Raw genomic sequence first — 25,349 nt, forward strand, 5'->3', positions numbered from 1 at the left:
GTGCGTCGGCGGATCAGAACGTCACGACGACCTTGCCCGCCAACCCGCCCTCGGCGAAGCGCGCGTGGGCCGCCCGGATCTCGTGGAGCCCGAAGACGGAGTCCACGCGCAGGCGCAGGGCGCCGCGCTCGACCAGCTCGGTCAGCCCGGCGAGCCCGGCGCCGTCCTCGTGCACCTGGTTGACGGTGGTGCGGACGCCGCGCGCCGACAGGTCGGGCACGGGACCGGCCTGCGTGGCGATCGACGCGTACCGGCCGCCGTCCTTGACGGCCTCCGTCACGAAGGCGCCGAAGGTGTCGAACACCGCGTCGTAGCCGCCGGACGTGAGGGCCTCCCGGTCGGTCGTGGCCAGCTCGGCGCCCCGCGCCCGGGCGAAGTCGAGGTGCGCGTCGCGGGAGACGAGGGCGTCCACGTGCACGCCGCGCGCGTGGGCGATCTGGAGCGCCAGTCCGCCGACCGCTCCGGCGGCGCCGGTGACGAGCAGGCGTTCACCGGCGGAGAGCGTGAGCCAGTCGAGGGTCTGGAGGGCGGTCAGGCCGGGGAGGGGGAGCGTGGCCGCCTCGACCAGGCTGACGGCCCGGGGCGCGGGCGCGACGGCGCCTGCGGGGAGCGCGACCACGTCGGCCCAGGTGCCCGTGCCGGTGCCGAGCTGGTGCGACATCGCGATGACGCGGTCGCCGGGGCGGAAGTCGCTGGAGCCGCCGTCGAGCACGATGCCCGCGAGGTCCCAGCCGAGGGTCAGCGGGAGGCGCAGCCCGTCGGGATTGATGGCGCCCGCGCGCGTCTTGTCATCGACGGGGTTGAGGCTGGTCGCGATCGTACGGATCAGCACGTCGCCCGCGCCGTGGCCGGGCTCGGGCGTGTCGGTGACCTCTAGGACGTCGTGTCCGCCGAAGCGGTCGATCCGTATCGCACGCATGATGGTGGGAACCCTTCGCAGTTCGCTGATGCCGGGCGGTCCAACGCGCTCGCTCCCGAGGGGATTCCCGGCGGACGCCACGACCACGACCACGGCCGCCCGCCTCCCGGCCTCGGACGTTCGGTACCGCCCTCCAGCCGTCGCTTGCGCTACGTGACCTTCCCTGTGCGCAAACGCAGGTCGGAACCGTTCACGTTGCTGCGGCGTCCCTTCAGCGAAGCCGATCCCGTCGCCTGCGGTGACGGAAACGCACGACGCCTGTGGGGCATGGGGGTTCAGCCGTGGCACGTCCTTCCGATTGGTCTCCGGTGGGGATGGATTCCGATCCGACGCCGGGGGACCCGGACGAGGTCCGTGAACTGGCGGACGCTTTGCAGACGTTCGCGGACGATGTGGAAGTTGCAGACCGCGCAGGGCCAGGCCGATCGTGCCTTGGACCGTGCGATAGCGGCACAGGCGGATCTCACCTCGGCACAGGGCTCGTTGGGCGACGCACAGGACTGGGTCTCACGTGCCGGGGACGAGTCGGACCGGCTCCAGCGTGAGGGCGAACGAGCCGGTGCCGAGCCGCCGGACGAGGCGGAAGTACGCGCCGCCACCCGCGACCGCCAGGCGGCCGACTCCGCACGTGACGCGGCGCAGGCCCGCGTGGACACTGCCCAGGACAGCCTCGACGCCGCCCGCGAACTCGCCCGGCAGGCGCGGGAGATGCGTGAGGACGCCGCACGCGAGGCCGCACGCGACATCGACGAAGCCTCCGACGCGGGCATCCAGAACCGCAAGTGGTGGCAGAAGGCCGTCCACTGGGTCACCGAGAACTGGGACACCATCGTCGATGTCTGCAAGGTGATCGTCGCCGTCCTCGGGGTCGTCGTGATGATCATCGGCGGGCCGCTCGCCCTCATCGTCCTCGCCGCAGCGCTGGTCGTCCTCGCGGACACCTTGATCGACTACGCCCAAGGCCGCGCGACGCTCTGGGACGTCGCCTTCGCCGCTCTCGACTGCATCCCGGGCATGAAGGGCCTCACCACCCTCGGCGGACTCGCCGCCGGCATGCGGGGCCTGGCCTCCACCGGCCTCCGCGGCATCCGTCAGGGCGCGTTGGGGCTCGGGCGGCGGACCCGGGGCGAGGGCATCCCGATGAACGGCCGCACCGCCTGCGGCGACCCCGTGGACATGGCGACCGGCGAACTCCTCATGTCCGCAACGGACGTTGACCTCGCCGGGGTCCTCGATCTCGTCCTGGAACGCCACCACGTCTCGACCTACCGGGACGGCCGGTCGTTCGGCTCGTCCTGGGCCTCGACGCTGGACCAGCGGGTGCAACTCGACGCGTACGGCGCGCGGTTGTTCACCGCCGACGGCATGATCCTCGTCTACCCCCGCCCCCTTCCCGACGAGCCGGTCCTGCCCGTCGAAGGCCCTCGCTGGACCCTCACCTGGGACGGACAGCCCGGCTCCCCGCTGGCCGTCCACCAGCGCGAGACCGGCCGCACCCTGCACTTCGCATGCGTGCTGGGACGAGGCGGCCCCGAACTCCCCCTGAGCGCCATATCCGACCGGAACGGCAACCACATCCACTTCCGCCGCGACGACACGGGCGTCCTGACCGACATCGTCCACGACGGCGGCTACCACCTCGGCGTCACCTCCGCCGGCAACCGCGTCACGGCCCTCCGCCTCCTCAGCGCCCCTGACCACCCCGTCCTCCTCCGGTACGGCTACGACCAGGCCGGACTCCTCTCCGAGGTCCGCAACTCCTCCGGCCTGCCCCTCCTCTTCCGCTACGACGAGCAGGCACGGATGACCCGCTGGGAGGACCGCAACGGCTACTGGTACGCGTACGAGTACGACGCCGAGGGCCGCTGCGTGTTCACCACCGGCACGGACCGGGCCCTGGAGTACCGCTACGCCTACGAGCCGGAACACCACCGCACCACGGCCACGGACTCCCTCGGCGCCGCGACCGTCTACCAGTTCAACGACGCCTACCAGCTCACCGCCCAGACGGACGCCGCCGGTCACACCACCCGCAGCGAGTGGGACCGCCACGACCGGCTCGTGTCGCGGACCGACGCCCTGGGGGCCGTAACCGAGTACCGTCACGACGCCCACGGCCTCGTCACCGCCGTCACCTGCCCCGACGGCCTGGCGACCCGGTTCACGTACGACGAGCTGGGGCACCCGACGGCGATCGCCGAGCCGAACGGCGCGGTCTGGCGGCAGACGTACGACGCGCACGGCAACCGCACCGGCGTGATCGCCCCGGACGGCCACCACACCCGCTACGCCTACGACGGCAACGGCGCGCTCTCCGCCGTCACCGACGCCCTCGGCCGGACCACCCGCATCCGCTGCGACGCCACCGGCCTCCCCCTCGCCGTCACCGACCCGCTCGGCGCGACCACGCACTACGAGCGGGACGCCTTCGGGCGCCCGGCGCGGGTCATCGACCCGCTCGGCGCCGCCGCCACCACCGAGTACTCGGTGGAGGGCAAGCCCCTGCGCCACGTCGATCAGGTCGAGGGCGTCCAGTTGTGGACGTGGGACGCCGAGGGCAACTGCCTCACGCACACCGACGAGAACGGCGGCGTCACGCGCTTCGAGTACGGCGCGTTCGACCTCCCCAGCGCCCGGGTCGATCCGGACGGCACGCGCTACGCGTTCGCCCGCGACACGGAGCTGCGGATGATCCAGGTCGCCGACCACCGGGGCGCCACCTGGGACTACACGTTCGACGCGGTCGGCCGCCTCGTGGCCGAGTCCGACTTCGACAACAGGACGGTCCACTACGCGTTCGACGCGGCGGGCCGTCTCGTCTCCCGCACCAACGCGGCCGGGCAGGCCGTCACCTACCGGCGCGACGCGCTGGGCCACGTCGTGGAGAAGCTGGCGGACGGCCGACGCTCGTCCTACGCCTACGACCAGGTGGGGCTCCTGGTCCACGCGGCCTCACCCGGCGCCGAACTGTCCCTCGCCTACGACGCGTCGGGGCGGCTCAGCCGCGAAGGCACCAACGGCCTCGACGTCACGTACACGCACGATCCGCTGGGCCGCCTGCTGTCCAGGACCACCCCGAGCGGCCACACCAGCGGCTGGGAGCACAACGCCGCAGGGGACCCGACGTCGCTCGTCACCGCGGGCCGCACCCTCACGTTCGCCTACGACGCGGTCGGCCGCGAGACGGCCCGCCGCGTCGCGGGCGGCGTCGAGCTGACCCGTGAGTGGGACGCGGCGGGCCGACTCACCGCTCAGGCCGTGGCCGACGGCCCCGGCCGGGACCCGGTGCGCCGCCGGGCGTACGCCTACCGCTCCGACCACTACCTGACCGCCGTCACGGACGACCACGGCGGCACGACCCGCTTCGACCTCGACCCCACGGGCCGCGTCACCACCGCGACAGGCCCCGGGCGGTCCGAGAGCTACACGTACGAGCCGGGCGGGTCCCAGTCGTCCGCCCGTTGGTCCGCCCCGACGGCCGCGCCGGGCCAGGGCGCCACGGGGGAGCGGGTGTACGACGGCGCGCGTGTCGTGCGCGCCGGGAACGTCAGGTACACGTACGACGCCGCGGGCAGGATCGTCCTGCGGCAGCGCGTCAGGCTCTCGAAGAAGCCCGACACCTGGCGCTACACCTGGGACGCCGAGGACCGGCTCACGGACCTGACCACGCCGGACGGCACCCGCTGGCGCTACCACTACGACCCGCTCGGCCGCCGTATCGCCAAGGAACGGCTCACCGCCGAGGGCGAGGTCGCCGAGCGCACCGGCTTCGTCTGGTCGGGCACGACGCTGGTCGAACAGACCACGACCGGCGGCGACCACGGCCGACCCACCACGCTGACCTGGGACTACCACGGCAAGGACCAGCATCCCGTCAGCCAGACGGAGAGCGCGCCCGACGACGGGATCGACAGCCGCTTCTACGCCATCGTCACCGATCTGGTGGGCGCGCCCTCCGCGCTGGTCGATGAGGACGGGGCCGTCGCCTGGCAGGCGCTCGACACCGTGTGGGACTGCGTGCCGCACCCGGACAGCACCACCGACATCCCGCTGCGGTTCCCCGGGCAGTACGCGGACGAGGAGACGGGCTGGCGCTACAACTTCCTCCGCCACTACGACCCCGACACCGCCCGCTACACCACCCCCGACCCGCTCGGCCTCACCCCGGCCCCCGACCACTACGGGTACGTCCACAACCCGCACACCTGGAGCGACCCGCTCGGCCTCGCGGCCCATCCGCCGACCCGGCTGTCCGACCCGCACCGCATACCGGGCTCCATCGTCCGTGAGTACGACAACGTGCGGCTGGGGCGCGGGACTCCCCGTATCGATCCCGCCACGGGGCAGCAGACCATCCACCGGGCCGACCACGTCCCGCCACGGCAACGTGACCAGTGGCGTGGCTCGTTGGAGTGGGACGTGCCGGGCACGACCCACCGGATCCTGGAACGGCCCGACGGGCGCCTCGGCTTCGTCCTCAACCACGACTACAGCAGCCCGTTCGTGTTCCCGGCACCATGGTTCCCGGACGGTGGCGTGCTGCCCAACCGGCTTCGGTGACGGCGGCGACGGAACGGAGTGCGATGCGGTACATCCTGCGGCATGAGGAAGCGGGCGACGAGCTGGGCCGGGCGGCCGGGCTGACCGGCTTCTTCGGCGACGGCGGGCCGGACGGCGGGCGGGGCTCGGGGTGGCGGGAGTTCCGGCTCTCGGGGCTCGTCCCCACGCCCGAGCTGACGCGGCTGCTCGGGCGTCGGCGGCCCGAGCTGCCGAACGTCGAGGTGGCCGTCGCGGACGACGCCTGGCGGGTCGTCGGCGCCTACTACGTGGGGGGGCCGTCCGTCGTGGAACAACTTCCCGGGAGCGCGGGGGAGACGGTCGATCTGCTGCTGAACGGGCTGTTCTTCGAGCTACCGCCGCCCGCCGCGCAGGGCGTGTGGCGCGAGTGGTGCCGGGAGCTGCCGACACGGCCCGGACTCTGGGCGGACCGTGGCCCGGAGGAACGCGCGGCCTGGCTGCACGTGGTGCGGGTACACGACGCGACGGCCCGGAGCGCGGGCGCGGACAAGGACCCGGGGCTCACGTACACGCTGGACGCGGCGCGCGTCACCGATCCGGTCGGCTTCTACTGCGCGATCGGCGAGGCGGTGAACGGCCCGGGCGGCTACTTCGGGGCGACGCTCGACGGGCTCGCGGACTGCCTGCGCGGCGACTTCGGCGCACGTACCCCGTTCCGCCTGGTGTGGCGCTCCTCGGCGGAGGCCGTCGCCGCCCTCGCGCGGTACACGGTGCCGTCCGACCCGTCACGGACGTTCACGGACGAGGCCCTGGACATCCTGCGACAGGCCCGCGTCGAAGTGATCCTCGACTGAACGGGGAACGCGCCAACCGCTGCTCGCGGGCGCACTGTTGGACGCCTGGCTCAGTCAGCCAGTCCGCCGGACCGCACGGCTGCGAGGAACGAGCGCCACGTACCGATCGGTACGGCGAGGGCCGGGCCGTGGGGATCTTTGGAGTCCCGGACGGGGACGATGCCGATGGATGCGCTGGACGGGGAGTACTCGCCACGGCCGCCGCTGGATGACTCGCTGTAGGAGGACTTGATCCACTGGCGGGCTGTGGGTGTCTGGCTCACATGGGGTTCTCCTCGGGCGCTGCTGGACGTCGGCCGGTGGTCCCACTGTGAGGTGGTGGGGCCACCGGCCGTGAGTCGTCAGCCAGCCAGTTCGCCAAGCTGGACCGCTCCGAGGAAGGAACGCCACGCACCGGTTGTCACTGCCAACGCGGGCCCGTGGGGCACCTTGGAGTCGCGTACGGGGATGATGCCCGTGGGCGCAAGGGACGACGAGAATTCGATGCAAGTGCCGCCTGAAGACGAACTGTACGAAGACTTTGTCCAGTTGATGCCGACGAGAGTGGGAATGTGGCTCATGATGCGTAGTCTCTCCGTACGGTGTCGATGAATGCCAGCGACTTGCTCAGCGGCAGCGCATTGGCACGTAGGCGATCGTAGCTCTGAACGCACAGTCCGACAGTCGCTGGCCTGCGGTACACCCGGCCTCCTTGCGGATCGTCTGTGTACGCCACAGTTGGCTCCTGTTCGAAGTCCAGCACGCTGAACGGCAACATGTGGATGCCCGCAGATCCTGCGGAGGACGGCAGAATCTGCACGTCGATACCCGGGCGTTCAGCCCACTCCAGCAGGTACTGGAGTTGCCGTCCCATAGCTTCCCGGCCTCCGACGTGGCAGTGCAGACTTGCCTCGTGGAGCACAACCCACACCGCTGGCGGTCGTTCCTGTGTCAGCAGCTTCCGCCGTCCGACGCGTGCCGCCACCTTGGCCTCGATCGTCTCCTTCGGGACGGTGGGATGCCCTGAACGAAAGATTGCGTGCGCGTACTCCTCGGTCTGAAAGAGTCCTTCGATGAGCATGCCCGAATAGCTACGGACGCTCGATGCCTTGCGTTCCAAATTGACGTACGGCATGAAATTCTGTGGGTGGTCTTCTTCTCCCAGCCGATCCCTCATCGAGGCGAACAGGCCGCTTGTTCGAAACACGGTGTCGCAGCCTTCGGCGAAGCTCTTGCTGGGCATGAACTTCCCCGACTCGATCTGACTGACGTACGAGACGGTGTAGTTGGTCGCCGTCGCCAGGTGCTTTTGCGTCAGCTTCTGCCCCAGCCGCACCGCCCGTAGGTCCGCTCCGAACCGTTGTTGCGGTGTCGGGGGCTCTTTGAAGTCTTCCGGGGTGTTGGTGTCTTCAGCCATGGTGACCTCCTCTTTCGTCCTTCTGCCGACCGAGGTGACGGTTGAGCGGGTTAAGGGCTCGGGCCTCAATGTCGCCAAGCGAAGCACACGTGCGTTGCTCTAGGTGCCGGACAACTTGCGGTCGGTGGTTGGCCGCTGAGGTGAGGAGCGGAGCGATGTCACGCAGGGAAGCGGTGCGGTGACCGGGGGGCCCGATGGCGCCGGGGGGCGGTCGGGGCGTGAGCAGGTGGGGGACCAGCGGAAATGTGATCAACCGGTGGTCGGAGAGGGCGGATCGGGCGAACAGTCCGACAATCCGGATACTACGGAAAGTGAGCGACGAACTGCCGCTCTACGGGCGAAATTCGAAACTTTGAATGCAGAGATCGCCGCGCATCTCGCCTTGTTGAGGCGGCGATGATCGAACCACGCTACGAAGCGGAAGTGTGGGGCGGCGACGCCGCCACGAGCGTCCACCTCGGCGCACACGCCGCCGTGTCGAGACGCCTCCTCCTGTTCTGGCTGCGCCGCCAGGCGCTCCGCCTGGCGGACGGGATCGACCCGGACCCGGCGCGCGGCTGCTTCCCCGGGGCGACGAGGGTCGTCACCCCCGTCCCCGGCCGGGACGCGCCGACCGTCCTGCGGCGCTGGGCGGCCGACGTGACCCGCCAGGAGGAGACGGCGCGGCGGCTCGCCGCCGGACTGCCGTTCCGCCTCGCCGTCCAGGACGGCGACGGCTGTTGGTACGCGCTCACGGCGCGGCAGGTGTGCCGCCGCGAGCGATTCATGCAGAAGACAAGGAAGTTGGTGACGACATGACGGTGACGCGTGTGCGGATGTGCGACGGCTGGACGTACGCCCCCGCCCGCCTGGCCCCACTCCTCGGGGAGCACGCCGAGGACCTGCCGCCCGGACTCGTGCGCTGCGAACTCGGCGCCCACGCGTCGGGCCCGCACCACGTCTACGTGGCCGACCTCGACGGCCGGGAGACCGGCGCGATCTGGGCGGCCTGGCAGTCCGGCGATCCACTCGCCCTGACCGTTCTGCCGGACTGCCCCTGCAAGAACGGGCAGCCCGGGGTCCAGGAAGAGGTCTGCTGCTTCTTCGCCGGGCACAGCGGCCCGTGCTCATGGGACGTCCGCGACCCCCGCTCCCCGTAGCCCGGCCTCCCCCACGGCCGCCCCACGGCTGCTCCCTGACCGCCGCACGGCGGGTGTACGGGGACGTGGCGCGCCCCGACGCACGCCGACGCGCCGTCCGGCCCCCGTCCCGCCCGGTGGTTCTCCTCCCCGGCTCTCCAGCGGCACGTCCGCCCTGGCCAGCCCGTGGGTCGCGTCCACCCCGCCTGTCGTGCGGCGCCCCGCCGACACCCCCGCCGGGTCATGGCGCGGCAAAGAAGCCGATACAGAGGCGGTGGAATGCGGCGACCGGGGCATGCGGGACGGTGAGGGCACCCACGGTGCCCGTCCGCGAGAGAAAGGGGTACCCCATGTACATCAGTGTGGGCGCCATCCTGTTGGTCATCGTCGTCGTCGTCCTCTTCATGACCCTGCGACGCCGCTGACACCCCGCCCCTACGCTCGTCCCGTGGGTCTGGACATCACCGTCATGATCGCCGACTGGTCCTGGCTGGGGGAGGCCCCGCCCCAGGACCGGTCGGCACGGCTGCGCGACGCCTGGTACGCCGATGAGACCGGGCTGTGGGACTGGGCGGCCACCGTGCCCGAGGGCGCGTGGCGGTGGCCGCGAGGAGCCGACGCCGACCGCTTCTGCGTCTACGAGTTCCGGCGCACCGCCGGGTCGTTCAAGGCCCATTTCTGGGCCGGTCAGCGCTGGGATACGGTCCGTGGCCACGCCGATCCGCTCCTGCGCGCCCAACTGGACGCCCTGCTGGGCGGGCTCGTCTGGACGGGCGCGGACGGCGAGGCGGAGCACACCGACCCCGCTTTCCTCGGCGCAGAACCGCCCGCCCCCTACGGCGTGCTGCTGGCACGGACCCCGGACGGCGTGCGTGAACTGGCCGCGCTCTGGCGGCGGATCGGGCCCCGGCTCGGCGGCCTGCGCGCGGCCTTCACCGAGCACGCCGCCGAACCCGACTCGTGGGTCGGGGAGTTCGGCGAGTTCGCCGATCTGCTGGACGACTGGGGCCGCGTCCTCACCGAGGCCGACCGGCGCGGCTGGTGCGTCGTCGGGCTGAGCGAGTAGGACGGCGGGCGGGCGCGCGGCCCGGGGCTGTCAGGTCAGGGGCGGGGCCAGGGGCGGCCGTCGAGGCGTTCGACATCGGTGTTGAAGCGCTGGAGGAAGGCGGCGAACGTCGCCACGTCCTCGTCGCTCCAGGTGGCCATCACGCGGTCCAGCGCCGCGACATGCGCCTCGCGCGCGGTCTTCAGCTCCCGCCGCCCGTGCGCCGTGATCCTGAACTTCCGCGCCATCCCGCCCTCCGGGTCCGGGATGCGCTCCACGAGACCCTCCTGCACGACGGTCGCCGTCTGCCGGTTGAGCGTCGAGTGGTTGAGGCCGAACGCCTCGCTCAACTCGCCGATGGACATGGGCCCTTGGACCTCGATACGGCTGAGCATGATGTAGGCGCTGCGGTCGAGCCCGCTGCCCTTGGGGCGGAGTCCGCCCGGACGCAGGAACGTGTGCCGCCCCAGCACCATGTGCTCGTACTCCACCAGGTGGGTGGGCCCCGCCATGTCGTCTCCCTCAGTGCCGAAGCTCCCGTGCGCACGCGTCATCCGCGTGACCAGAGTATGTCAGGCATGTGCATCATGCATTTCGTGTGTCTCGTGCACATAGCATGTACGATGCGCATCGCCTGATGTCCTGATCACTATGGAAGGTGCTCCGTCATGGACGGCCCTCAGCCCACCGCCCGGACGGGCGGCATCGTCGCGACGCTCGCCCTCGCGGGCACCGTCGCGGCGATCATGCAGACGCTCGTCACCCCGCTCATCGGCGAGCTGCCGCAGATCCTCGACACCAGCTCGTCGAACGCCTCCTGGGTGATCACCGCCACCCTCCTGTCCGGCGCGGTCTTCGTCCCCATCAGCGGGCGGCTCGGCGACCTGCTGGGCAAACGGCGGATGCTGCTGGCCTGTTGCGTGCCGCTGTTCGCGGGCTCGGTGGTGTGCGCGCTCGCGTCGTCGGTCGTGCCGATGATCGCCGGGCGCGGGCTCCAAGGCATGGGGATGGGCATCGTGCCGCTCGGGATCAGCCTGCTGCGGGACGTCCTGCCGCCGCAGAAGCTCGGCTCGTCCATCGCCCTGGTCAGCGCGTCCATGGGCATCGGCGGCGGGCTCGGCCTGCCCATCGCGGCCGGTGTCGCGGAGTACGCGAGCTGGCGCGCGCTGTTCTGGGGCTCGGCGGCGCTGACGGTCGCCATCGCGGCGATGGTCTGGTCGTTCGTCCCGGCCCCGGCGGTGCGGGGCGGCGGGCGCTTCGACTACGTCGGCGCGGTCGGGCTCGGCGCCGGACTCGTCTGCCTGCTGCTGCCCGTCTCCAAGGGCGCCGACTGGGGCTGGGGCGACGGGCTGACGCTCGGCCTCTTCGCGGCGGCCGTCGTCCTCCTCCTGGCCTGGGGCCGCTGGGAACTGCGCACCGGCGACCCGCTGGTGGACCTGCGCGTGACCGCCAGGCGGCGCGTGCTCCTGACGAACCTGGCGTCCGTCCTCGTCGGCTTCGGCATGTACGCGCAGGCGCTGATCATCCCGCAGCTCCTCCAGCTGCCGGAGGAGACCGGCTACGGGCTCGGCCAGTCGATGCTGGCCATGGGCCTGTGGATGGCGCCCGCCGGGCTGATGATGATGCTCGTCTCGCCGCTCGGCGGCATGCTGTCGGCCGCGCGGGGACCGAAGTTCACGCTGGTCACGGGCGCGCTCGTCATCGCCCTCGGCTACGGGAGCGCGATGCTGCTGCTCGGCTCCACGTGGGGCGTGCTGGTCGTGACGCTGATCTGCAACAGCGGCGTCGGGCTGGCGTACGGCGCGATGCCCGCGCTGATCATGAGCGCCGTGCCGCTGTCGGAGACGGCCTCGGCGAACAGCTTCAACACGCTGATGCGCTCGCTGGGCACGTCGGTGTCGGCGGCCGTGGTGGGCGTCGTCCTGTCGCAGATGACCGTCTCCATGGGCGGCTTCACGCTGCCGTCGGAGGACGGATTCCGGGCCGGGCTGCTGATCGGCTGCGGCGTCGCGCTGGTCGCGGCGGCGGTGGCGGCGACGATCCCGGCGCCCCGGAGCGGCGCGCCGGAGGCGGCGGGCGCGCCGGGGACACCGGACGCCAAGGTGCCGGACACGGCCGCCGCCTGACACGGACCGCCGGTGCCCGCCTCCCGTGCCGCCGCACGGGGCGGCGGGCACCGGTGCGTGCGGCCGACGTGCCGCGTGGGCGGGGCGGGACACGGCCCGGCCCGCCCACGCGGGTGGTGTCACGGAGTGGCGGCGGCGATGTCGAACTCCAGGTCGGTGAGGGTGCGTTCGCACATCCCCCCGTTGACGTTCGCCGCTGCGATGGCGGCCGAGCCGAGCGCCCAGTCCGGCGCGTCCGCCGCGACCTTGACGCGGACGCGTGCCGTCGCCGACTGGCCGGGCTCCAGCGGGTCGGTGGTGCCGAACCAGTCGAACCAGCCGCGCGCCTCCAGCGGCTTCCACTTGCCGTTCACCCGCCACTGGGCGGTCAGCGGCACGTCCGCGCCGTCCGTGGTGTCGTACGCGCTGATGTCGGCCATCGTGACCAGGCCGTCCACCGGCTCGTCGTAGGTGTTGGTGACGCGGTAGCTGAACGTCGCCCACTGACCTGCGACGACCGGGTCGGGGATGTTCACGAGCCGCACGTCGAGCTGGCCTTCGTCGCTCCACCAGAGGCAGCTGGAGTCGTCCGCTCCCGGGTGGATGGCGCCCGCCGGGGCGGCGGTGGCCGGGGCCGCGCCGAGGAAGGCGGCGGCCAGGAGCGCGGCGGACAGGGCGGTCGTCGCGGTGGCGTTGCGGCGGATGGGCATGAGACCTCGCAGACGGAGAACAGGTGAACAGAGTGTTGCTCTGTGCCAGTTCGATCGTTCACACGGGGAACGGGTTGCGCCCATACGGGATCGTGTTACCGAACGCGGACAATTGGGTTGTGGGGCAAGCGAGTTGACGCGCGGGGGCCCGCCCCGACCGGATCGGCCGGGACGGGCCCCCGCGTGCGTCAGACGGTCACTGCGTCAGCGACATGTACAGGCGCGTGCCGCTGGGGCGGTAGCCGACGCGCTCGTAGACCCGGCGTGAGCCGTCCCCCGAGAACTCCAGCCACACCGACTCGGCGCCCTTCGCGAACATGTCGCCGGTCAGCGCGGCCGTCACCGACCCCGCGATGCCCTGGCCACGGAAGGCCGGGCGGGTGCCGACGCCCGCGAGTTCCGAGGTGCCCTCGGCGATCGCGGAACTCGACCCGCCCCCGGCGCACCCGCCGTCAGGCGCCCGCACGAAACGGATCGTGCCACCGCTCTCCTTGACCTCCCGCAGCCGCGCCGCGCCCTCGGGAGAGGGAGGGAAGACGTTGTCGAACGCCTCCGACAGCGCGGCGTCGATCGCCGCGAAGTCGGCCTCGGTGTTGGGGACTTCGGCGAGGGGAGTGGGGGGTGTGGAGAGGGTGTCCGGGGTGCAGACCAGGTACTCGTGCTGAGCCTCGGTGGTGAACCCGGCCTGGCGAAGCGCCTGTTCGACGTCGGGTGCGGCGTCGGGGGCGAATTCGAGGCGAGGGAGCAGATCGCGCTCACGGAACGCGCCGATCAGCGCGCGGACGTCCTCGGCGGTCGGACGCGCGCCGGGGAGCGGGGTGGCGTAGTTGAGGAACGGGGTGGAGGTCGAGGGATCGAATCCCGCGACGAAGCCGCCCGTCTCGGCCACCTCGGGGCGGCGGCGCAGATGCGCGACGGCGAAGAGCTGGACGTTGGTGCCCATGGTGAAACCTCACGTGATGGCAGGGTGGAGCGCGCCCGGAGAAGAGGCGAGGGCGCGCGGGAACGCACCTCCCGGGAAAAGGGGAGGTGGGGGCGATGCGTGACGTTGAACGCACCGCGCCATGGGGCCGCCGCCGTGAAACGGGCGGACGGGGTCCACCGGTGAGCCGGACTACCGCAGGAGGGCAGACGGCTCAGTGCCGAAGGCGGCCACTGGGGGCTGCCGTGATCAAAGGCTTCAGTCCTTGAAGGTGAGGTGTCGAGCTGAGTTCCGGGGCACTCTCGCACGGCGGTGGGGCGGGAGGCAAGCTCAATTGGCCGATGGCCAGGTGATCTTGGGGGCACAGTGGGGATAATCACCTCATGGCCGGACCACGAGGCCACCGTACGCCTCTGACCAGCACAGCTGCACTACCGCCGGATCGCTGCAACCCACCCCCGAACCGGGCCCGGCGGGCACGGGTTGACCAGGGACTTTACCCTTGGGTCGTCATCGATCCCCGGAGGGATCACAACGCGAACGGCTGGGGCCGTTCGCCCACCGGGCCCGTCGTCATCGATCCCCGGAGGGATCGCAACCGACCCCGTTCTGCATGTGCTGCGAGGCGCACGACGGGTCGTCATCGATCCCCGGAGGGATCGCAACCGGAGCTGCTCCTTCATGCGCTGGAGCGCCTGCTTGCCGTCATCGCTCCCTGGAGGGATCGCAACCATGGAGCCGATTCCGGACCGCGAGCAGTACCTCGCGTCGTCATCGCTCCCTAGAGGGATCGCAACGTCCACTGCGGCCCCGGGCCGGACGGGTACCGGCCGCACCCGTCGTCATCGATCCCTGGAGGGGTTCCGACCTCACCAGAGTGACGGACGCAAGGTGCGAGTCTCCCGCGCCGCCAGGCTGACGCCCGGCCGGTCGTTATCCACCGCCAGCAGGAGTTGCTTGCAGGCGATAGCTTGCGGAGCATGGCGAGGACCCATGTGAATCTCGGACTCGAAGAGTCCGTAGCCGAAATGGCGCGGCAGGCTGCGGAGACTCGGCATGTGCCGGTGAACGAGTATGTCGAGCAGCTGATCCGTGCGGACAACGAGAAGTTCCGCACGGACTTCCTGGCTGGTGCCCAAGAGGTACTGGACTCCTACGGTGACCTGATCGACGGGATCGAGGCCACTGCGTGAACCCGTAGGTCGATTTGTCGTGGATCCCGGTGGTCGCCCACCGAGCCGGGGTGACACTTCCTGCGGAGGCCCGCCAAGCGGGCGCTCTCGGCCCACGGCTCGTCGCACCGCCGCACGTCTGTCAGGGAGTAGCGGCCTCCCGTCCGGCCAAGGCGCGTACGCGGGCAGGGTTGTTCGATCGGGGTCGTACGATGGGGGTGTTCCCGTTCGCGACGTCCCTGGAGGTCACCGTGGCCCGTCCACGCGCTGTGCCGCGCCGGGTGGAGAATCCCGGGCCGGAGGAGTACTCGCTGCAAGGTGTCCTCGAAGCGCTGGCCGATCCCGTACGGCGCACCCTGGTGGCCCAGTTGTCGCGCGCGGACGAGGACATGCGGTGCGGCACGTTCGACGTACGGGTCTCCGCCTCGACCCTCACGCACCACTTCACCGTCCTGCGCGAGGCCGGGGTCATCCGGCAGTACTACGTCGGCACGTCCAAGATGAACGCGCTGCGCGACGCCGACATGGAGGCGCGCTTCCCCGGCCTGCTCCAGGCGCTGCTGGCCGCCGAGGAGCGCGAGCGCGACGCGGTGGTGGCCCCGGCGCGCTGAGCGCGCCCCCTCGGCGGCCCGTCCGCCTCAGTGGCGGACGGTGACGACGATCTTGCCGACCTGCGCGTTCGACTCCAGGTAGCGGTGGGCCTCGGCGATGTCCGCCAGGTCGAAGGTCCGGTCGATGGCCGGGGCGAACGAGCCGTCCCGCAGCCCCGCGTTGACGAACTCGACGGCGCGGGCGAGGCGTTGCGGGTCGGTCGTCACCTCGTGCAGCGTGTACGTACGCGTGCTGAGCGCCGGGAGGCGCGGGGCGTGCGGCAGCGGGGTGGGGCGCGGGTCGAGGGAGCCGTAGACGACGAGCCGCCCGCCGGGCGCGACGGTCCGCGCGAGCGTCTCGACGCCAGGCCCGGCGACCGGGTCGAACACCGTACGCACGCCCCCGCCGCCGGTCAGCTCGGCGACGCGCGCGGGCAGGTCCTCGTCGTCGGTGACGACGACGTGCGCCGCGCCCGCGTCGAGCAGCCGCTGCCGCTTCGCGGCGGTACGGGTGGTGGCGAGGGGGATCGCGCCGATGCGGCGGGTGGTCTGGACGGCGGCCAGGCCGACGCTGCTCGACGCGGCGGTGATCAGGACGTGGTCGCCCGGCCGCGTGTGGCCGTCCTCGACCAGGGCGCCGTACGCCGTGACGTACGCCATCCACGTCGCGGCGGCGACCGTCGCCGGGACGTCGGCCGGGCGCGGGACGGTGACGGCGGCCGGGACGAGGACGTGGTCGCCGTACGTGCCGTACGCGGTCAGCGGGAAGCCGGGGACGACGCTCACCGGGTCGCCCGGCGCGAACCCGGTCACACCGGGCCCGACCGCCTCGACGGCGCCCGCCGCCTCGTACCCGAGGCCGGAGGGGAAGCGGGGCGCGGTGGGGTAGGTGCCCTGGCGGAACATGACGTCGGCGCGGTTCAGGCCGATCGCGTCCACGCGGATGCGGAGTTCGCCTGGCCCCGGCTCGCCGATCTCGACGTCCCTCAGTTCCAGGACCTCGGGGCCCCCTGTCCTGTCGAACTGCACTGCTGTGGGCATGGTGCCTCCCGGTCGATGCGTCGCGCGCGACGGAACTTCGACTGCGATCGTACTACGGTCGCCATCGAAATAATGCACCCGTCCGCCCGCTCACAACCGCCCGCCTCGGCCGCCGTCCGCCCACCGCGCCCACGGGTCGGGCGCCCGGTCGGTGGCCCGCGCGCGGCGCTCCCGCGCGGTCGCCTCGTCCACGCCGAGGGCGGACGCCAGGTGCGCCGTCGCGCCCGGGCCCTCGGCGAACGCGCGGAGCACGGCCTCGGCGGTGCCCGCGACCCGTGGCGGCAGCCGGTCGAGGCCGCGCAGGGCCGCCGCCCATTCGCCGGGCGACGGGGGGCCGCCCCCGGGGTCGCGGCTGTTCCGCCCGGTGCGGAGCATGCCGAGGGCCCAGAAGCAGCTGTCCAGCAACTCGCCCATCAACAGGGCCTGTTGGCCCAGCGCCTCGACCTCGGACGCCGTCAGCGTCAGACGTAACTCGCCCGCGCCGTCCTCGCCCACCCGGTATTCCGCACCCACGGGACCACCCCTCCTGGCCGCTGCCACTGCCGCCCGGCTTCCCCGCACCGCCGCCGCGTACGCCGGAAACCGCCGCGCGTCAGACGCGGCCCACCGTGATGCGCGTGCGGTGGTGGCGCGGCTTCTCCGCCTCGTCCAGCAGCGCCACCGCCATGTCCTCCATCGACAAGGCGGACAACCCGTCAGCGTCCACGAGGAGTTCGTCCGCCCCGACCGTGTAGCGGCCGGTGCGCTCGCCAGGCGCGAAGTGCACGGGCGGGCTCACGTAGAGCCAGTCCACGTCGGCGGGCGCGTCGGCGAACACCGCGAACTGCGCGTTGCTCGCCAGGGCGAACGGGCGTATCTCCAGCGGCACATGGCGCGGATCGTCCACGACGAGCGTGCCGTCCGTACCGGGGACGGTGAGGCTGCCCGCGCCACCGACGACCAGCAGCCGCACGCCCGTGCCCGACAGCCCGTCGAGCAACGCGAGGGCCGCCGCCGCGTGTTCGTGCTCCGCGCCGGGGGCGGGGCGGGTGGCGGAGACGACGACGTCCTGCCCGGCGGCGAGGCGGGCGACGGTCGCCGGGTCCGTCGCGTCGCCGTGACGGCGCGTTGCGGCGGTGACGTCGTGGTGGCGGCGCAGCGCCTCGGCGACGACGCGGCTGCCGGTCTCCCCGGCGGCTCCGATGACGGTGATGTGCATGGGATCACTGCTCCTTGCTGAGGGAACGGGCGGTGCGGGGCTCGTACTGCGCGGCGGCGACGGACGTCATCGCCAGCGCGAAGCCCAGCAGTTGGAGAGTCGTGAGCGACTGGTCGAGGGCGATCCAGCCCACGAGCGTCGCGACGGCGGGGGAGAGCAGCGGCAGGAACGACAGCGCGCCGACGGGCAGGCGGCCCACGCCGTTGAACCACAGCGCGTACGCCAGCAGCGTCCCGACGAGGCCGAGCCACAGGTAGCCGCCCAGCGCCGGGAGGTCGATCGACGGCGGCGCGCCCTCGCCGATGAGCGCGACCGGCGTCAGCAGCAGGCCGCCGACCGTGAGCTGCCATCCGGCGAACGACAGCACGTTCACGCCCGCTGGCCGCCCCCACCGCTTCGTCAGGAGGACGCCGACCGCCATCACGGCCGTGCCGCCGAGACCTGCGGCGACGCCGAGCGCGTCGAACGCGACCCGTCCGCGCAGCACCATCAGCGCCACCCCGGCCGTGCCCGCGACGGCCCAGGCCACACGGCGCAGGGTGGGCCGTTCGCCGAGGAACGTGAAGGCCAGCGCCGCGACGACCAGCGGCTGCACGGCGCTGAGGGTCGCGCCCACGCCGCCAGGGAGGCGGTAGGCGGCGACGAACAGGAGGACGAAGAACGCGCCGATGTTGAGCGTCCCGAGGACGGCGGCGCGCCACCACCAGTCGCCGCGCGGCAGGTGCCGCCCCAGCGCGATGGCGAGCAGACCGGCGGGGAGGGCCCGTATCGCGCCGGAGAGGAGGGGACGGTCGGGTGGCAGCCACTCGGTCGTGACCAGGTAGGTCGTGCCCCAGGTGACGGGCGCGAGGGCGGTGAGGCCGGTCACGCCCCACGCCGGGGACGAGGCGCGGGACGGGGTGCGGGGCGGGGCGGTGGCGGTCACGCGAGAGACCTCTCAACATTGAACTGTTTGACGTTGAGGAGAGTAGGCCGGGTGATACCTTGGCGTCAAACAGTTCACCGTTGAGGAGTCCGATGGGTGACACGCTCGACTGGGTGATCGGCCAGTGGCAGGCCGAACGGCCCGGCCTCGACGCCACCCCCATGGGCGTGGTCGGCCGCATCCAGCGCGCCTCCCGTCTGCTGGAGCGCGGCCTCGGCGACTACTTCGCGACGCGCGGCCTCCAGGTCTGGGAGTTCGACATCCTCGCCACGCTGCTGCGCGCGGGCCCCCCGTACCGGCTCAGCGCGGGCGCCCTCAGCCGCGCGTCGATGGTCACCTCGGGCGCCGTCACCCACCGCATCGACCGCCTCGTCGCCCGGGGCCTCGCCACGCGCGACCCCGACCCCGACAGCCGCCGCAGCATCCTCGTCGGCCTCACCGACGAGGGCCGCGCCCTCGTCTCCGGCACCCTCACCGGCCACGTCGAGAACGAGACCCGGCTCCTCGCCGCCCTCACCCCGGCAGAACGCGACCAACTCGCCGGTCTCCTGCGGAAGCTGCTCGTCGGCCTCGGCGACCTGCCCCCGGCGTAGAATCCGGCCCCATGCCCGAACTCCTCACCCCCAGGCTGCGGCTGCGCGCCTGGCGGGACGCCGACCTCACCCCGCTGGCCGCCCTTGACGCCGACCCCGAGGTGATGCGCTGGATCGGCGACGGCCAGCCGCGTACGACGGAGCAGACCGCCGCCTCGCTGGTGAACATACGGGCGGGCTGGGCGGAACGCGGCTGGGGCGTCTTCGCCGTCGAGGTGCGCGAGAGCGGCGAACTGGCGGGCTGGACCGGGCTCGCGATCCCCCGCTTCCTGCCCGAGATCATGCCCGCCGTCGAGATCGGCTGGCGCCTCGCCCGCGCGCACTGGGGGCGCGGCTACGCCACCGAGGCCGCGCGGGAGGCGCTGCGCTTCGGCTTCGAGGACGCGGGGCTCGACCGCGTCGTCAGCGTCTGCCACACCGAGAACCACGCCTCGGCCCGCGTCATGGCCAAGCTCGGCATGCGGGAGGAACGGCGCACGGCCGTCCCGGCGACCGGCGTGCCCGTCGTCGTCCGCGCGATCACGCGCGAGGAGTACGCCGCGGCGGCGGGGGACTGACACGTCCTGCGCCCTGCCGCCCGCCGCCGTCCGGCGGGACGACGTCGATACGGCGCCCGACAGGAAGGTGAGCGGCCAGCAGCCTCAGCGCCGCGGACCGCTCGCGCCGCCGGATCTCCACCCCGCAGCCCGAGCACACCATCCACGACGCCCCGCCCGCCTCCTGCTCGACGCGCGCCACCCCGCCCTTGTGCGGCACACCACCCGCGACGACCCGACGCTCCCCGCCCTCCATGCACCCCAGCATGCCGCGCGGCCCGGGGCCGGTGGCCGGGGACGCCGACGGCCCCCCGCCCCGGGTGGGGTGGAGGGCCGACGTGTGGTGCGGGGTGGTGCGTGGCGGTCAGAAGCGGCGCGTGATCAGGGCGCGCTTGACCTCCTGGATCGCCTTCGTCACCTCGATGCCACGCGGGCAGGCGTCCGTGCAGTTGAACGTCGTACGGCAACGCCACACGCCGTCACGGTCGTTCAGGATCTCCAGGCGCTGCTCGCCGCCCTCGTCACGCGAGTCGAAGATGAAACGGTGCGCGTTCACGATGGCGGCCGGGCCGAAGTACTGGCCGTCGTTCCAGAACACCGGGCAGGACGACGTGCACGCCGCGCACAGGATGCACTTGGTCGTGTCGTCGAACCGCTCGCGGTCCGCGGAGGACTGGAGACGCTCGCGCGTCGGCTCGTTCCCCGAGGTGATGAGGAACGGCATCACGTCCCGGTACGCCTGGAAGAACGGGTCCATGTCCACGACCAGGTCCTTCAGGACGGTGAGGCCCTTTATGGCCTCCACGGTGACCGGCTTGGCGGCGACACCGTCCTTGATGTCCGTGATGTCCTTGATCAGCGTCTTGCAGGCCAGCCGGTTCTTGCCGTTGATCCGCATCGCGTCCGACCCGCAGATCCCGTGCGCGCAGGAACGGCGGAACGTGAGCGTGCCGTCCTGCTCCCACTTGATCTGGTGCAGCGCGTCGAGGACACGCTCCTTCGGGTCGATGCGCAGCTCGAAGTCCTCCCAGAACGCGTCCGGGGCCTCCTCCGGGTTGAACCGGCGGATGCGGAAGGTCACGGTGACGAGGTGACCGGCGTCCGCCGGGGCCTCGTCCGTCTTCTCCAGGGTCGGGGTAGCCATCAGTACGTACGCTCCATCGGCTGGTAGCGGGTCTGGACGACGGGCTTGTAGTCCAGCCGGATCGTCTGGTCGCCGCTCGCGTCCACCTCGCGGTAGGCCATGGTGTGGCGCATGAAGTTGACGTCGTCGCGGTTGGGGTAGTCCTCGCGGTAGTGGCCGCCGCGCGACTCCTTGCGGGCCAGCGCGGAGACGACCAGCACCTCGGCCAGCTCCAGCAGGTTGCCCAGCTCCAGGGCTTCGAGCAGGTCGGTGTTGAACCGCTTGCCCTTGTCCTGGACCGACACGTTGCGGTAGCGGCGGCGGAGTTCCGCGATGTCCTCCAGCGCCTCCTTCAGCGTCTGCTCCGTGCGGAACACCATGGCGTTCTTGTCCATCGTGTCCTGCAACTCCCGGCGGATCACCGGCACGCGCTCGCTGCCCTCGGCGTCGCGCATGCGCTCGACCTCGTCGGCGACGAACTTCTCCGGCGCGTCGGGCAGCGGCACGAAGTCGGCCGTCGCCGCGTACTCGGCGGCGGCGATGCCCGCGCGGCGGCCGAACACGTTGATGTCCAGCAGGGAGTTGGTGCCCAGGCGGTTCGCGCCGTGCACCGACACGCAGGCGACCTCACCGGCGGCGTACAGGCCGGGGATGACGTCGGTGTTGTTCGCCAGCACCTCGCCCTGGACGTTCGTCGGGATGCCGCCCATCGCGTAGTGCGCCGTCGGCTGGATCGGGATCGGGTCGGTGTACGGCTCGATGCCGAGGTACGTCCGCGCGAACTCGGTGATGTCCGGCAGCTTGGCGTCCAGCTGCTCCGGCGGCAGGTGCGTCAGGTCCAGGTAGACGTGGTCGCCCTCGGGACCGCAGCCGCGGCCCTCGCGGATCTCGGTGTAGATCGAGCGGGAGACGACGTCACGCGACGCCAGGTCCTTCATGACGGGCGCGTACTTCTCCATGAAGCGCTCGCCGTCCTTGTTGCGCAGGATGCCGCCCTCACCGCGGGCGCCCTCCGTCAGCAGGATGCCCATCTTCCAGATGCCGGTCGGGTGGAACTGGAAGAACTCCATGTCTTCGAGCGGCAGTCCGCGCCGCCACGCCGCCGCCTGGCCGTCGCCGGTCAGGGTGTGCGCGTTGGAGGTGACGCGGTAGAACTTGCCGTTGCCGCCCGAGGCGAAGACGACGGCCTTCGCCTGGAAGATGTGCAGCTCGCCGGTGGCCAGCTCGTACGCCACCACACCCGCGGTCTTCCGGACGCCGTCCACCTCGGTGAGGAGGAGGTCGAGGACGTAGAACTCGTTGAAGAACTCCACGCCCTCCTTGACGCAGTTCTGGTACAGCGTCTGGAGGATCATGTGGCCGGTGCGGTCCGCCGCGTAGCAGGAGCGGCGCACGGGCGCCTCACCGTGGTTACGGCTGTGACCGCCGAAGCGGCGCTGGTCGATGCGGCCCTCGGGCGTGCGGTTGAACGGCAGCCCCATCTTCTCCAGGTCGAGGACCGAGTCGATGGCCTCCTTCGCCAGGATCTCGGCGGCGTCCTGGTCCACCAGGTAGTCGCCGCCCTTGATCGTGTCGAAGGTGTGCCACTCCCAGTTGTCCTCCTCGACGTTCGCGAGGGCCGCCGCCATGCCGCCCTGGGCGGCGCCGGTGTGGGAACGCGTCGGGTACAGCTTCGTGAGCACGGCGGTGCGGCTGCGCTTGGTGGCCTCGATGGCCGCGCGCATCCCGGCGCCGCCCGCGCCGACGATGACGGTGTCGTACTTGTGGATCTGCATGCGTGGTCTGCCTGCCTCGTGCCTGCTCGGCGCCGTGCGTCAGCGGATGTTCGGGTCGAAGGTGAAGATCACCAGCGTGCCCAGCAGCACGGTGAACACCGTGGCCGTGTACAGCAGCATCTTCAGCCAGAAGCGCGTGGTGTCCCGCTCGGCGTAGTCGTTGATGATCGTGCGCAGCCCGTTCGCGCCGTGCAGCATGGCGAGCCACAGCATGATCAGGTCCCACGCCTGCCAGAACGGCGACGCCCAGCGGCCCGCGACGAACGCGAAGCTGACCTTGGAGACACCGCCCTCCAGGACGAGCTGGATCAGCAGGTGGCCGAGCACCAGGACGACCAGCAGGACGCCGGAGACCCGCATGAACAGCCAGCCGTACAGCTCGAAGTTCGTCCGGGTGGCCTTGGGCGTACGGGCGGTCCTGGCGCGCGGCGGCTCGATCACGGGCGCGGGATGGGCCGCGTAGTCGGTGCCGTCCTCGACCTTGAAGACTTCGGTGGACATCGGTCATCAGCTCCCGAACAGCTCGTGGAAGGCGTGCGCGAGGACCGGGTAGGCGGCCCCCGCCATGAGGACCACCCAGACACCGACGACGGTCCACAGCATCTGGCGCTGGTAGCGGGCGCCCTTGTTCCAGAAGTCCACGGCGATGACCCGCAGACCGTTGAGCGCGTGGAACAGGACGGCGGCCACCAGGCCGTACTCCATCAGTGCCACGATCGGGGTCTTGTAGACGGCGACCGTGTCGTCGTACGCCTCGGGGGAGACGCGGACGAGAGCGGTGTCCAGGACATGGACGAACAGGAAGAAGAAGATGAGGACACCGGTGACACGGTGTGCCACCCATGACCACATGCCTTCCCGGCCGCGGTACAACGTTCCTGCCGGCACGGAAAAACCCTCCGGGAGCGGTCTCGGAGCCGCGCCGGCAGCTCTGGGGACGTCGGTCGGGCCCGGCCGGGGTACGGTCCACCGGCCGCCGCCATGGTATCGGCGGGGCGGGGCTTCCTCCGCCCCGGGGGCACCGACGCAGCCGTACGGGTCCCCGGGATCGTCCGTTCGCTGCGATTGCCGGGCTCTGGCCAAGGCTTAACGTCGAAGTATGCGAGAAGCGCCTTGGCGAATAATCGCCCTGGTCGCGGCGGCCCTGGTCATCACCGCCGCAGCGACCATGGTGACCGCGGAACAGGCCGGTGACGGCACGGCGACCGCACGCGCGACGCCCGCCGCCGGTACCCCCCCACAGTCCCCCACCGATCTCCCGGACGGACCCGACGGCGCCCCGCGCACCGTCCCGGCCGTCCGCTCCTTCGACGCCGCCGACGGCCCGGGCTGGGCCCCGGCCGAGGGCGTCACCCGGGTGGTCGCCGACACGAAGGGTTCCCTGGACGACGAGGCCGACCGCCTCGCGGACGAGTTGGACGCCGACCGCGCCGGGCGTGGCCCGCGCGACGGCGACGTGGTCCTGAAGCTCGACAAGGGCGCCGACACCGGCGCCGAGGGCTACCGGATCGACACCGAGGACCACCGCGTCACCGTGACGGCCCGCACGCAGGCCGGTGTCTTCTACGGCACCCGCACCGTCGTCCAGGCCGTGCGGAGCGCGGGCGGCCTGCCGCAGGGCACCATCGAGGACCGCCCCGACCGGCCCCAGCGCGGCCTGCTGCTGGACACGGCGCGCAAGCCGTTCACCGCCGACTGGATCGAGGACCGGCTCCGCGAGATGGCCGACCTCAAGCTCAACCAGCTCCAGCTGCACTTCAGCGACGACCAGGGCTTCCGCATCGAGAGCGAGAGCCACCCGGAGGTCGTCTCGGACGACCACCTGACCAAGGACGAGGTGCGCGGCATCATCGACCTGGCCGACGACCTGCACATCACCGTGATCCCCGAGATCGACTCGCCCGGACACCTCGGCGCCGTGCTGGAGGCGTACCCGCAGTTCCAGCTCCGCAGCGCGAGCGGCGAGGAGCCGAGGGGCGCCGTGAACATCGCGGACCAGGACGCGGGCGAGCTGATCGACGACCTGCTGCGCGAGTACGCCGACCTCTTCCCCGGCGACTACGTGCACGTCGGCGGCGACGAGTACGTCGCGGTCACGGCCGACGACCCGGAGGCCACCTACCCGGACCTGGCCCGGGAGGCCAGGGACCGGTTCGGGGACGACGCGACGGTCCGCGACCTGGCGACGGCCTGGATCAACGACCGGGCGGCGGCCGTGCGCGACGCGGACAGGACGCCGCAGGTCTGGAACGACGGCATGCACGCCGGAGGGCAGGTGCAGCCGGACCACGAGCGGCAGGTCACGTACTGGACCGGCCGCGAGATCGGCGCCCGCCCGCCGCTTGAGTACCTGGAGGGCGACTGGAAGCTGCTCAACCTCAGCTCCGAGTACCTCTACTACGTGCTCGGCGAGCCGAACGGCTTCACGTACCCGACGGGCGAGCGGATCTTCGAGGAGTGGACCCCGGCCGTCCTGCGCGGGACCGAGCCGGTGCCCGAGGAGTTCAGGGACGCGAAGCACATCCCGGGCGCGCGGTTCGCCGTCTGGTGCGACCTGGCCGACGCGCAGACGCAGGACCAGGTCGCCGACGGCATCAGGATGCCGCTGACGGCGCTGGCCCAGAAGGTCTGGGACCCGCGGAAGCCGGACATGAGCTGGGCGGAGTTCACCGACCTGGCGGGGGCGGTCCGCTGACGGACCGCGCCCTGGGTGCCGCCGCCGTGTCCCCGCACGGCGGCGGCACCGTCGTTTTCACCCGGACGAAGGAACGGCCGGGCCCGGGGGACGTCCCACCCGCCCCCCGCCCCG

General features: G+C 71.9%; 26 protein-coding genes. 11 read left to right on the forward strand and 15 right to left on the reverse strand.

Translation table 11 applies throughout. The features are described from left to right. Nucleotides 1–13: 13 nt before the first annotated feature. Entirely contained in the window at nt 14–919 is a 906-nt protein-coding gene (locus IF27_RS08175) for an NADP-dependent oxidoreductase (RefSeq protein ID WP_052848721.1), read from the reverse strand. 399 nt (nt 920–1,318) lie between these two features. On the opposite strand from IF27_RS08175, the gene IF27_RS08180 reads away from it, so the two are divergent. Both IF27_RS08180 and IF27_RS08185 read left to right on the forward strand, forming a co-directional pair. After that, complete coding sequence (locus IF27_RS08180) at nt 1,319–5,479, forward strand: DUF6531 domain-containing protein (protein ID WP_190232861.1); 4,161 nt, start codon at nt 1,319–1,321, stop codon at nt 5,477–5,479. 23 nt (nt 5,480–5,502) lie between these two features. Continuing rightward, on the forward strand, nt 5,503–6,291 hold the full coding sequence (locus IF27_RS08185) for a barstar family protein (RefSeq protein ID WP_052848723.1): 789 nt from the start codon (nt 5,503–5,505) through the stop codon (nt 6,289–6,291). 50 nt (nt 6,292–6,341) lie between these two features. Here the strand turns inward: IF27_RS08185 and IF27_RS30035 are convergent, their stop codons facing one another. The 3 genes from IF27_RS30035 to IF27_RS08190 form a co-directional block, all read right to left on the reverse strand. Further along, a complete protein-coding gene (locus IF27_RS30035) occupies nt 6,342–6,554 on the reverse strand; it encodes a DUF397 domain-containing protein (RefSeq protein WP_110945666.1) in 213 nt (70 codons plus the stop codon). A 78-nt stretch (nt 6,555–6,632) separates the two neighbouring features. Further along, a complete protein-coding gene (locus IF27_RS30040) occupies nt 6,633–6,851 on the reverse strand; it encodes a DUF397 domain-containing protein (protein WP_110945667.1) in 219 nt (72 codons plus the stop codon). Continuing rightward, nucleotides 6,848–7,687, reverse strand: a complete 840-nt coding sequence (locus IF27_RS08190) for a helix-turn-helix domain-containing protein (RefSeq protein ID WP_052848724.1) — start codon at nt 7,685–7,687, stop codon at nt 6,848–6,850. The genes IF27_RS30040 and IF27_RS08190 overlap by 4 nt, the downstream gene beginning before the upstream one ends. Nucleotides 7,688–8,083: 396 nt before the next feature. Between IF27_RS08190 and IF27_RS08195 the strand changes: the two genes are divergently transcribed. From IF27_RS08195 to IF27_RS08205, 3 genes are all read left to right on the forward strand, one after another. Then, complete coding sequence (locus IF27_RS08195; RefSeq protein ID WP_052848725.1) at nt 8,084–8,485, forward strand: hypothetical protein; 402 nt, start codon at nt 8,084–8,086, stop codon at nt 8,483–8,485. Then, nucleotides 8,482–8,826, forward strand: coding sequence for a hypothetical protein (locus tag IF27_RS08200; RefSeq protein ID WP_052848726.1), 345 nt, complete (start codon nt 8,482–8,484; stop codon nt 8,824–8,826). Before IF27_RS08195 ends, IF27_RS08200 begins: the two co-directional genes overlap by 4 nt. A gap of 427 nt (nt 8,827–9,253) precedes the next feature. After that, entirely contained in the window at nt 9,254–9,871 is a 618-nt protein-coding gene (locus IF27_RS08205) for a hypothetical protein (protein WP_052848727.1), read from the forward strand. Nucleotides 9,872–9,906: 35 nt separating this feature from the next. On the opposite strand, the gene IF27_RS08210 is transcribed toward IF27_RS08205, so the two are convergent. Further along, nucleotides 9,907–10,362: a MarR family winged helix-turn-helix transcriptional regulator gene (locus IF27_RS08210; RefSeq protein ID WP_052848728.1), complete on the reverse strand. Its 456-nt coding sequence runs from the start codon at nt 10,360–10,362 to the stop codon at nt 9,907–9,909. 156 nt (nt 10,363–10,518) lie between these two features. Here IF27_RS08210 and IF27_RS08215 point away from each other — a divergent pair, with 156 nt between their 5' ends. Next, nucleotides 10,519–11,976: an MFS transporter gene (locus IF27_RS08215; RefSeq protein ID WP_052848729.1), complete on the forward strand. Its 1,458-nt coding sequence runs from the start codon at nt 10,519–10,521 to the stop codon at nt 11,974–11,976. 119 nt (nt 11,977–12,095) lie between these two features. On the opposite strand, the gene IF27_RS08220 is transcribed toward IF27_RS08215, so the two are convergent. Next, on the reverse strand, nt 12,096–12,665 hold the full coding sequence (locus IF27_RS08220; protein ID WP_052848730.1) for a COG1361 family protein: 570 nt from the start codon (nt 12,663–12,665) through the stop codon (nt 12,096–12,098). Between the two features lie 196 nt (nt 12,666–12,861). Beyond that, a complete protein-coding gene (locus tag IF27_RS08225; protein WP_052848731.1) occupies nt 12,862–13,608 on the reverse strand; it encodes a GNAT family N-acetyltransferase in 747 nt (248 codons plus the stop codon). Nucleotides 13,609–14,567: 959 nt separating this feature from the next. Here IF27_RS08225 and IF27_RS08230 point away from each other — a divergent pair. Together IF27_RS08230 and IF27_RS08235 are read left to right on the forward strand one after the other, a co-directional pair. Further along, nucleotides 14,568–14,780 (forward strand): hypothetical protein, encoded by a 213-nt coding sequence (locus IF27_RS08230; protein ID WP_052848732.1) that lies wholly within the window; start codon nt 14,568–14,570, stop codon nt 14,778–14,780. A 230-nt stretch (nt 14,781–15,010) separates the two neighbouring features. After that, a complete protein-coding gene (locus IF27_RS08235; RefSeq protein ID WP_223290958.1) occupies nt 15,011–15,370 on the forward strand; it encodes an ArsR/SmtB family transcription factor in 360 nt (119 codons plus the stop codon). 27 nt (nt 15,371–15,397) lie between these two features. Here the strand turns inward: IF27_RS08235 and IF27_RS08240 are convergent, their stop codons facing one another. The 4 genes from IF27_RS08240 to IF27_RS08255 form a co-directional block, all read right to left on the reverse strand. Next, complete coding sequence (locus IF27_RS08240; protein WP_052848733.1) at nt 15,398–16,390, reverse strand: zinc-dependent alcohol dehydrogenase family protein; 993 nt, start codon at nt 16,388–16,390, stop codon at nt 15,398–15,400. Between the two features lie 90 nt (nt 16,391–16,480). After that, a complete protein-coding gene (locus tag IF27_RS08245) occupies nt 16,481–16,903 on the reverse strand; it encodes a hypothetical protein (protein WP_190232862.1) in 423 nt (140 codons plus the stop codon). A 79-nt stretch (nt 16,904–16,982) separates the two neighbouring features. Next, nucleotides 16,983–17,588 carry an NAD(P)-dependent oxidoreductase gene (locus tag IF27_RS08250; protein WP_052848735.1) on the reverse strand — a complete coding sequence of 202 codons (606 nt, stop codon included), beginning with the start codon at nt 17,586–17,588 and terminating at the stop codon, nt 16,983–16,985. A gap of 4 nt (nt 17,589–17,592) precedes the next feature. After that, the gene (locus IF27_RS08255) at nt 17,593–18,513 is read right to left on the reverse strand and encodes an EamA family transporter (protein ID WP_052848736.1); all 921 of its coding nucleotides are present in this window, start codon (nt 18,511–18,513) and stop codon (nt 17,593–17,595) included. 92 nt (nt 18,514–18,605) lie between these two features. Here IF27_RS08255 and IF27_RS08260 point away from each other — a divergent pair, with 92 nt between their 5' ends. Next, the gene (locus tag IF27_RS08260) at nt 18,606–19,106 is read left to right on the forward strand and encodes a MarR family winged helix-turn-helix transcriptional regulator (protein WP_052848737.1); all 501 of its coding nucleotides are present in this window, start codon (nt 18,606–18,608) and stop codon (nt 19,104–19,106) included. 11 nt (nt 19,107–19,117) lie between these two features. Then, on the forward strand, nt 19,118–19,663 hold the full coding sequence (locus IF27_RS08265; protein ID WP_052848738.1) for a GNAT family N-acetyltransferase: 546 nt from the start codon (nt 19,118–19,120) through the stop codon (nt 19,661–19,663). A gap of 343 nt (nt 19,664–20,006) precedes the next feature. On the opposite strand, the gene IF27_RS08270 is transcribed toward IF27_RS08265, so the two are convergent. From IF27_RS08270 to sdhC, 4 genes are read right to left on the reverse strand one after another with little or no spacing between them, the layout of a single operon-like run. Continuing rightward, nucleotides 20,007–20,786, reverse strand: a complete 780-nt coding sequence (locus IF27_RS08270; RefSeq protein WP_052848739.1) for a succinate dehydrogenase iron-sulfur subunit — start codon at nt 20,784–20,786, stop codon at nt 20,007–20,009. Then, nucleotides 20,786–22,540: a succinate dehydrogenase flavoprotein subunit gene (gene sdhA, locus IF27_RS08275; protein WP_052848740.1), complete on the reverse strand. Its 1,755-nt coding sequence runs from the start codon at nt 22,538–22,540 to the stop codon at nt 20,786–20,788. The genes IF27_RS08270 and sdhA overlap by 1 nt, the downstream gene beginning before the upstream one ends. A 39-nt stretch (nt 22,541–22,579) precedes the next feature. Next, nucleotides 22,580–23,041 carry a succinate dehydrogenase hydrophobic membrane anchor subunit gene (locus IF27_RS08280; RefSeq protein ID WP_052848741.1) on the reverse strand — a complete coding sequence of 154 codons (462 nt, stop codon included), beginning with the start codon at nt 23,039–23,041 and terminating at the stop codon, nt 22,580–22,582. 6 nt (nt 23,042–23,047) lie between these two features. Beyond that, nucleotides 23,048–23,428, reverse strand: a complete 381-nt coding sequence (gene sdhC / locus IF27_RS08285; protein ID WP_110945669.1) for a succinate dehydrogenase, cytochrome b556 subunit — start codon at nt 23,426–23,428, stop codon at nt 23,048–23,050. A 211-nt stretch (nt 23,429–23,639) separates the two neighbouring features. On the opposite strand from sdhC, the gene IF27_RS08290 reads away from it, so the two are divergent. Then, the gene (locus IF27_RS08290) at nt 23,640–25,235 is read left to right on the forward strand and encodes a beta-N-acetylhexosaminidase (protein ID WP_052848743.1); all 1,596 of its coding nucleotides are present in this window, start codon (nt 23,640–23,642) and stop codon (nt 25,233–25,235) included. The last annotated feature ends 114 nt before the right edge of the window (nt 25,236–25,349 follow it).

The organism is Streptomyces avicenniae (assembly GCF_000719135.1).
GTDB classification, from domain to species: domain Bacteria; phylum Actinomycetota; class Actinomycetes; order Streptomycetales; family Streptomycetaceae; genus Streptomyces; species Streptomyces avicenniae.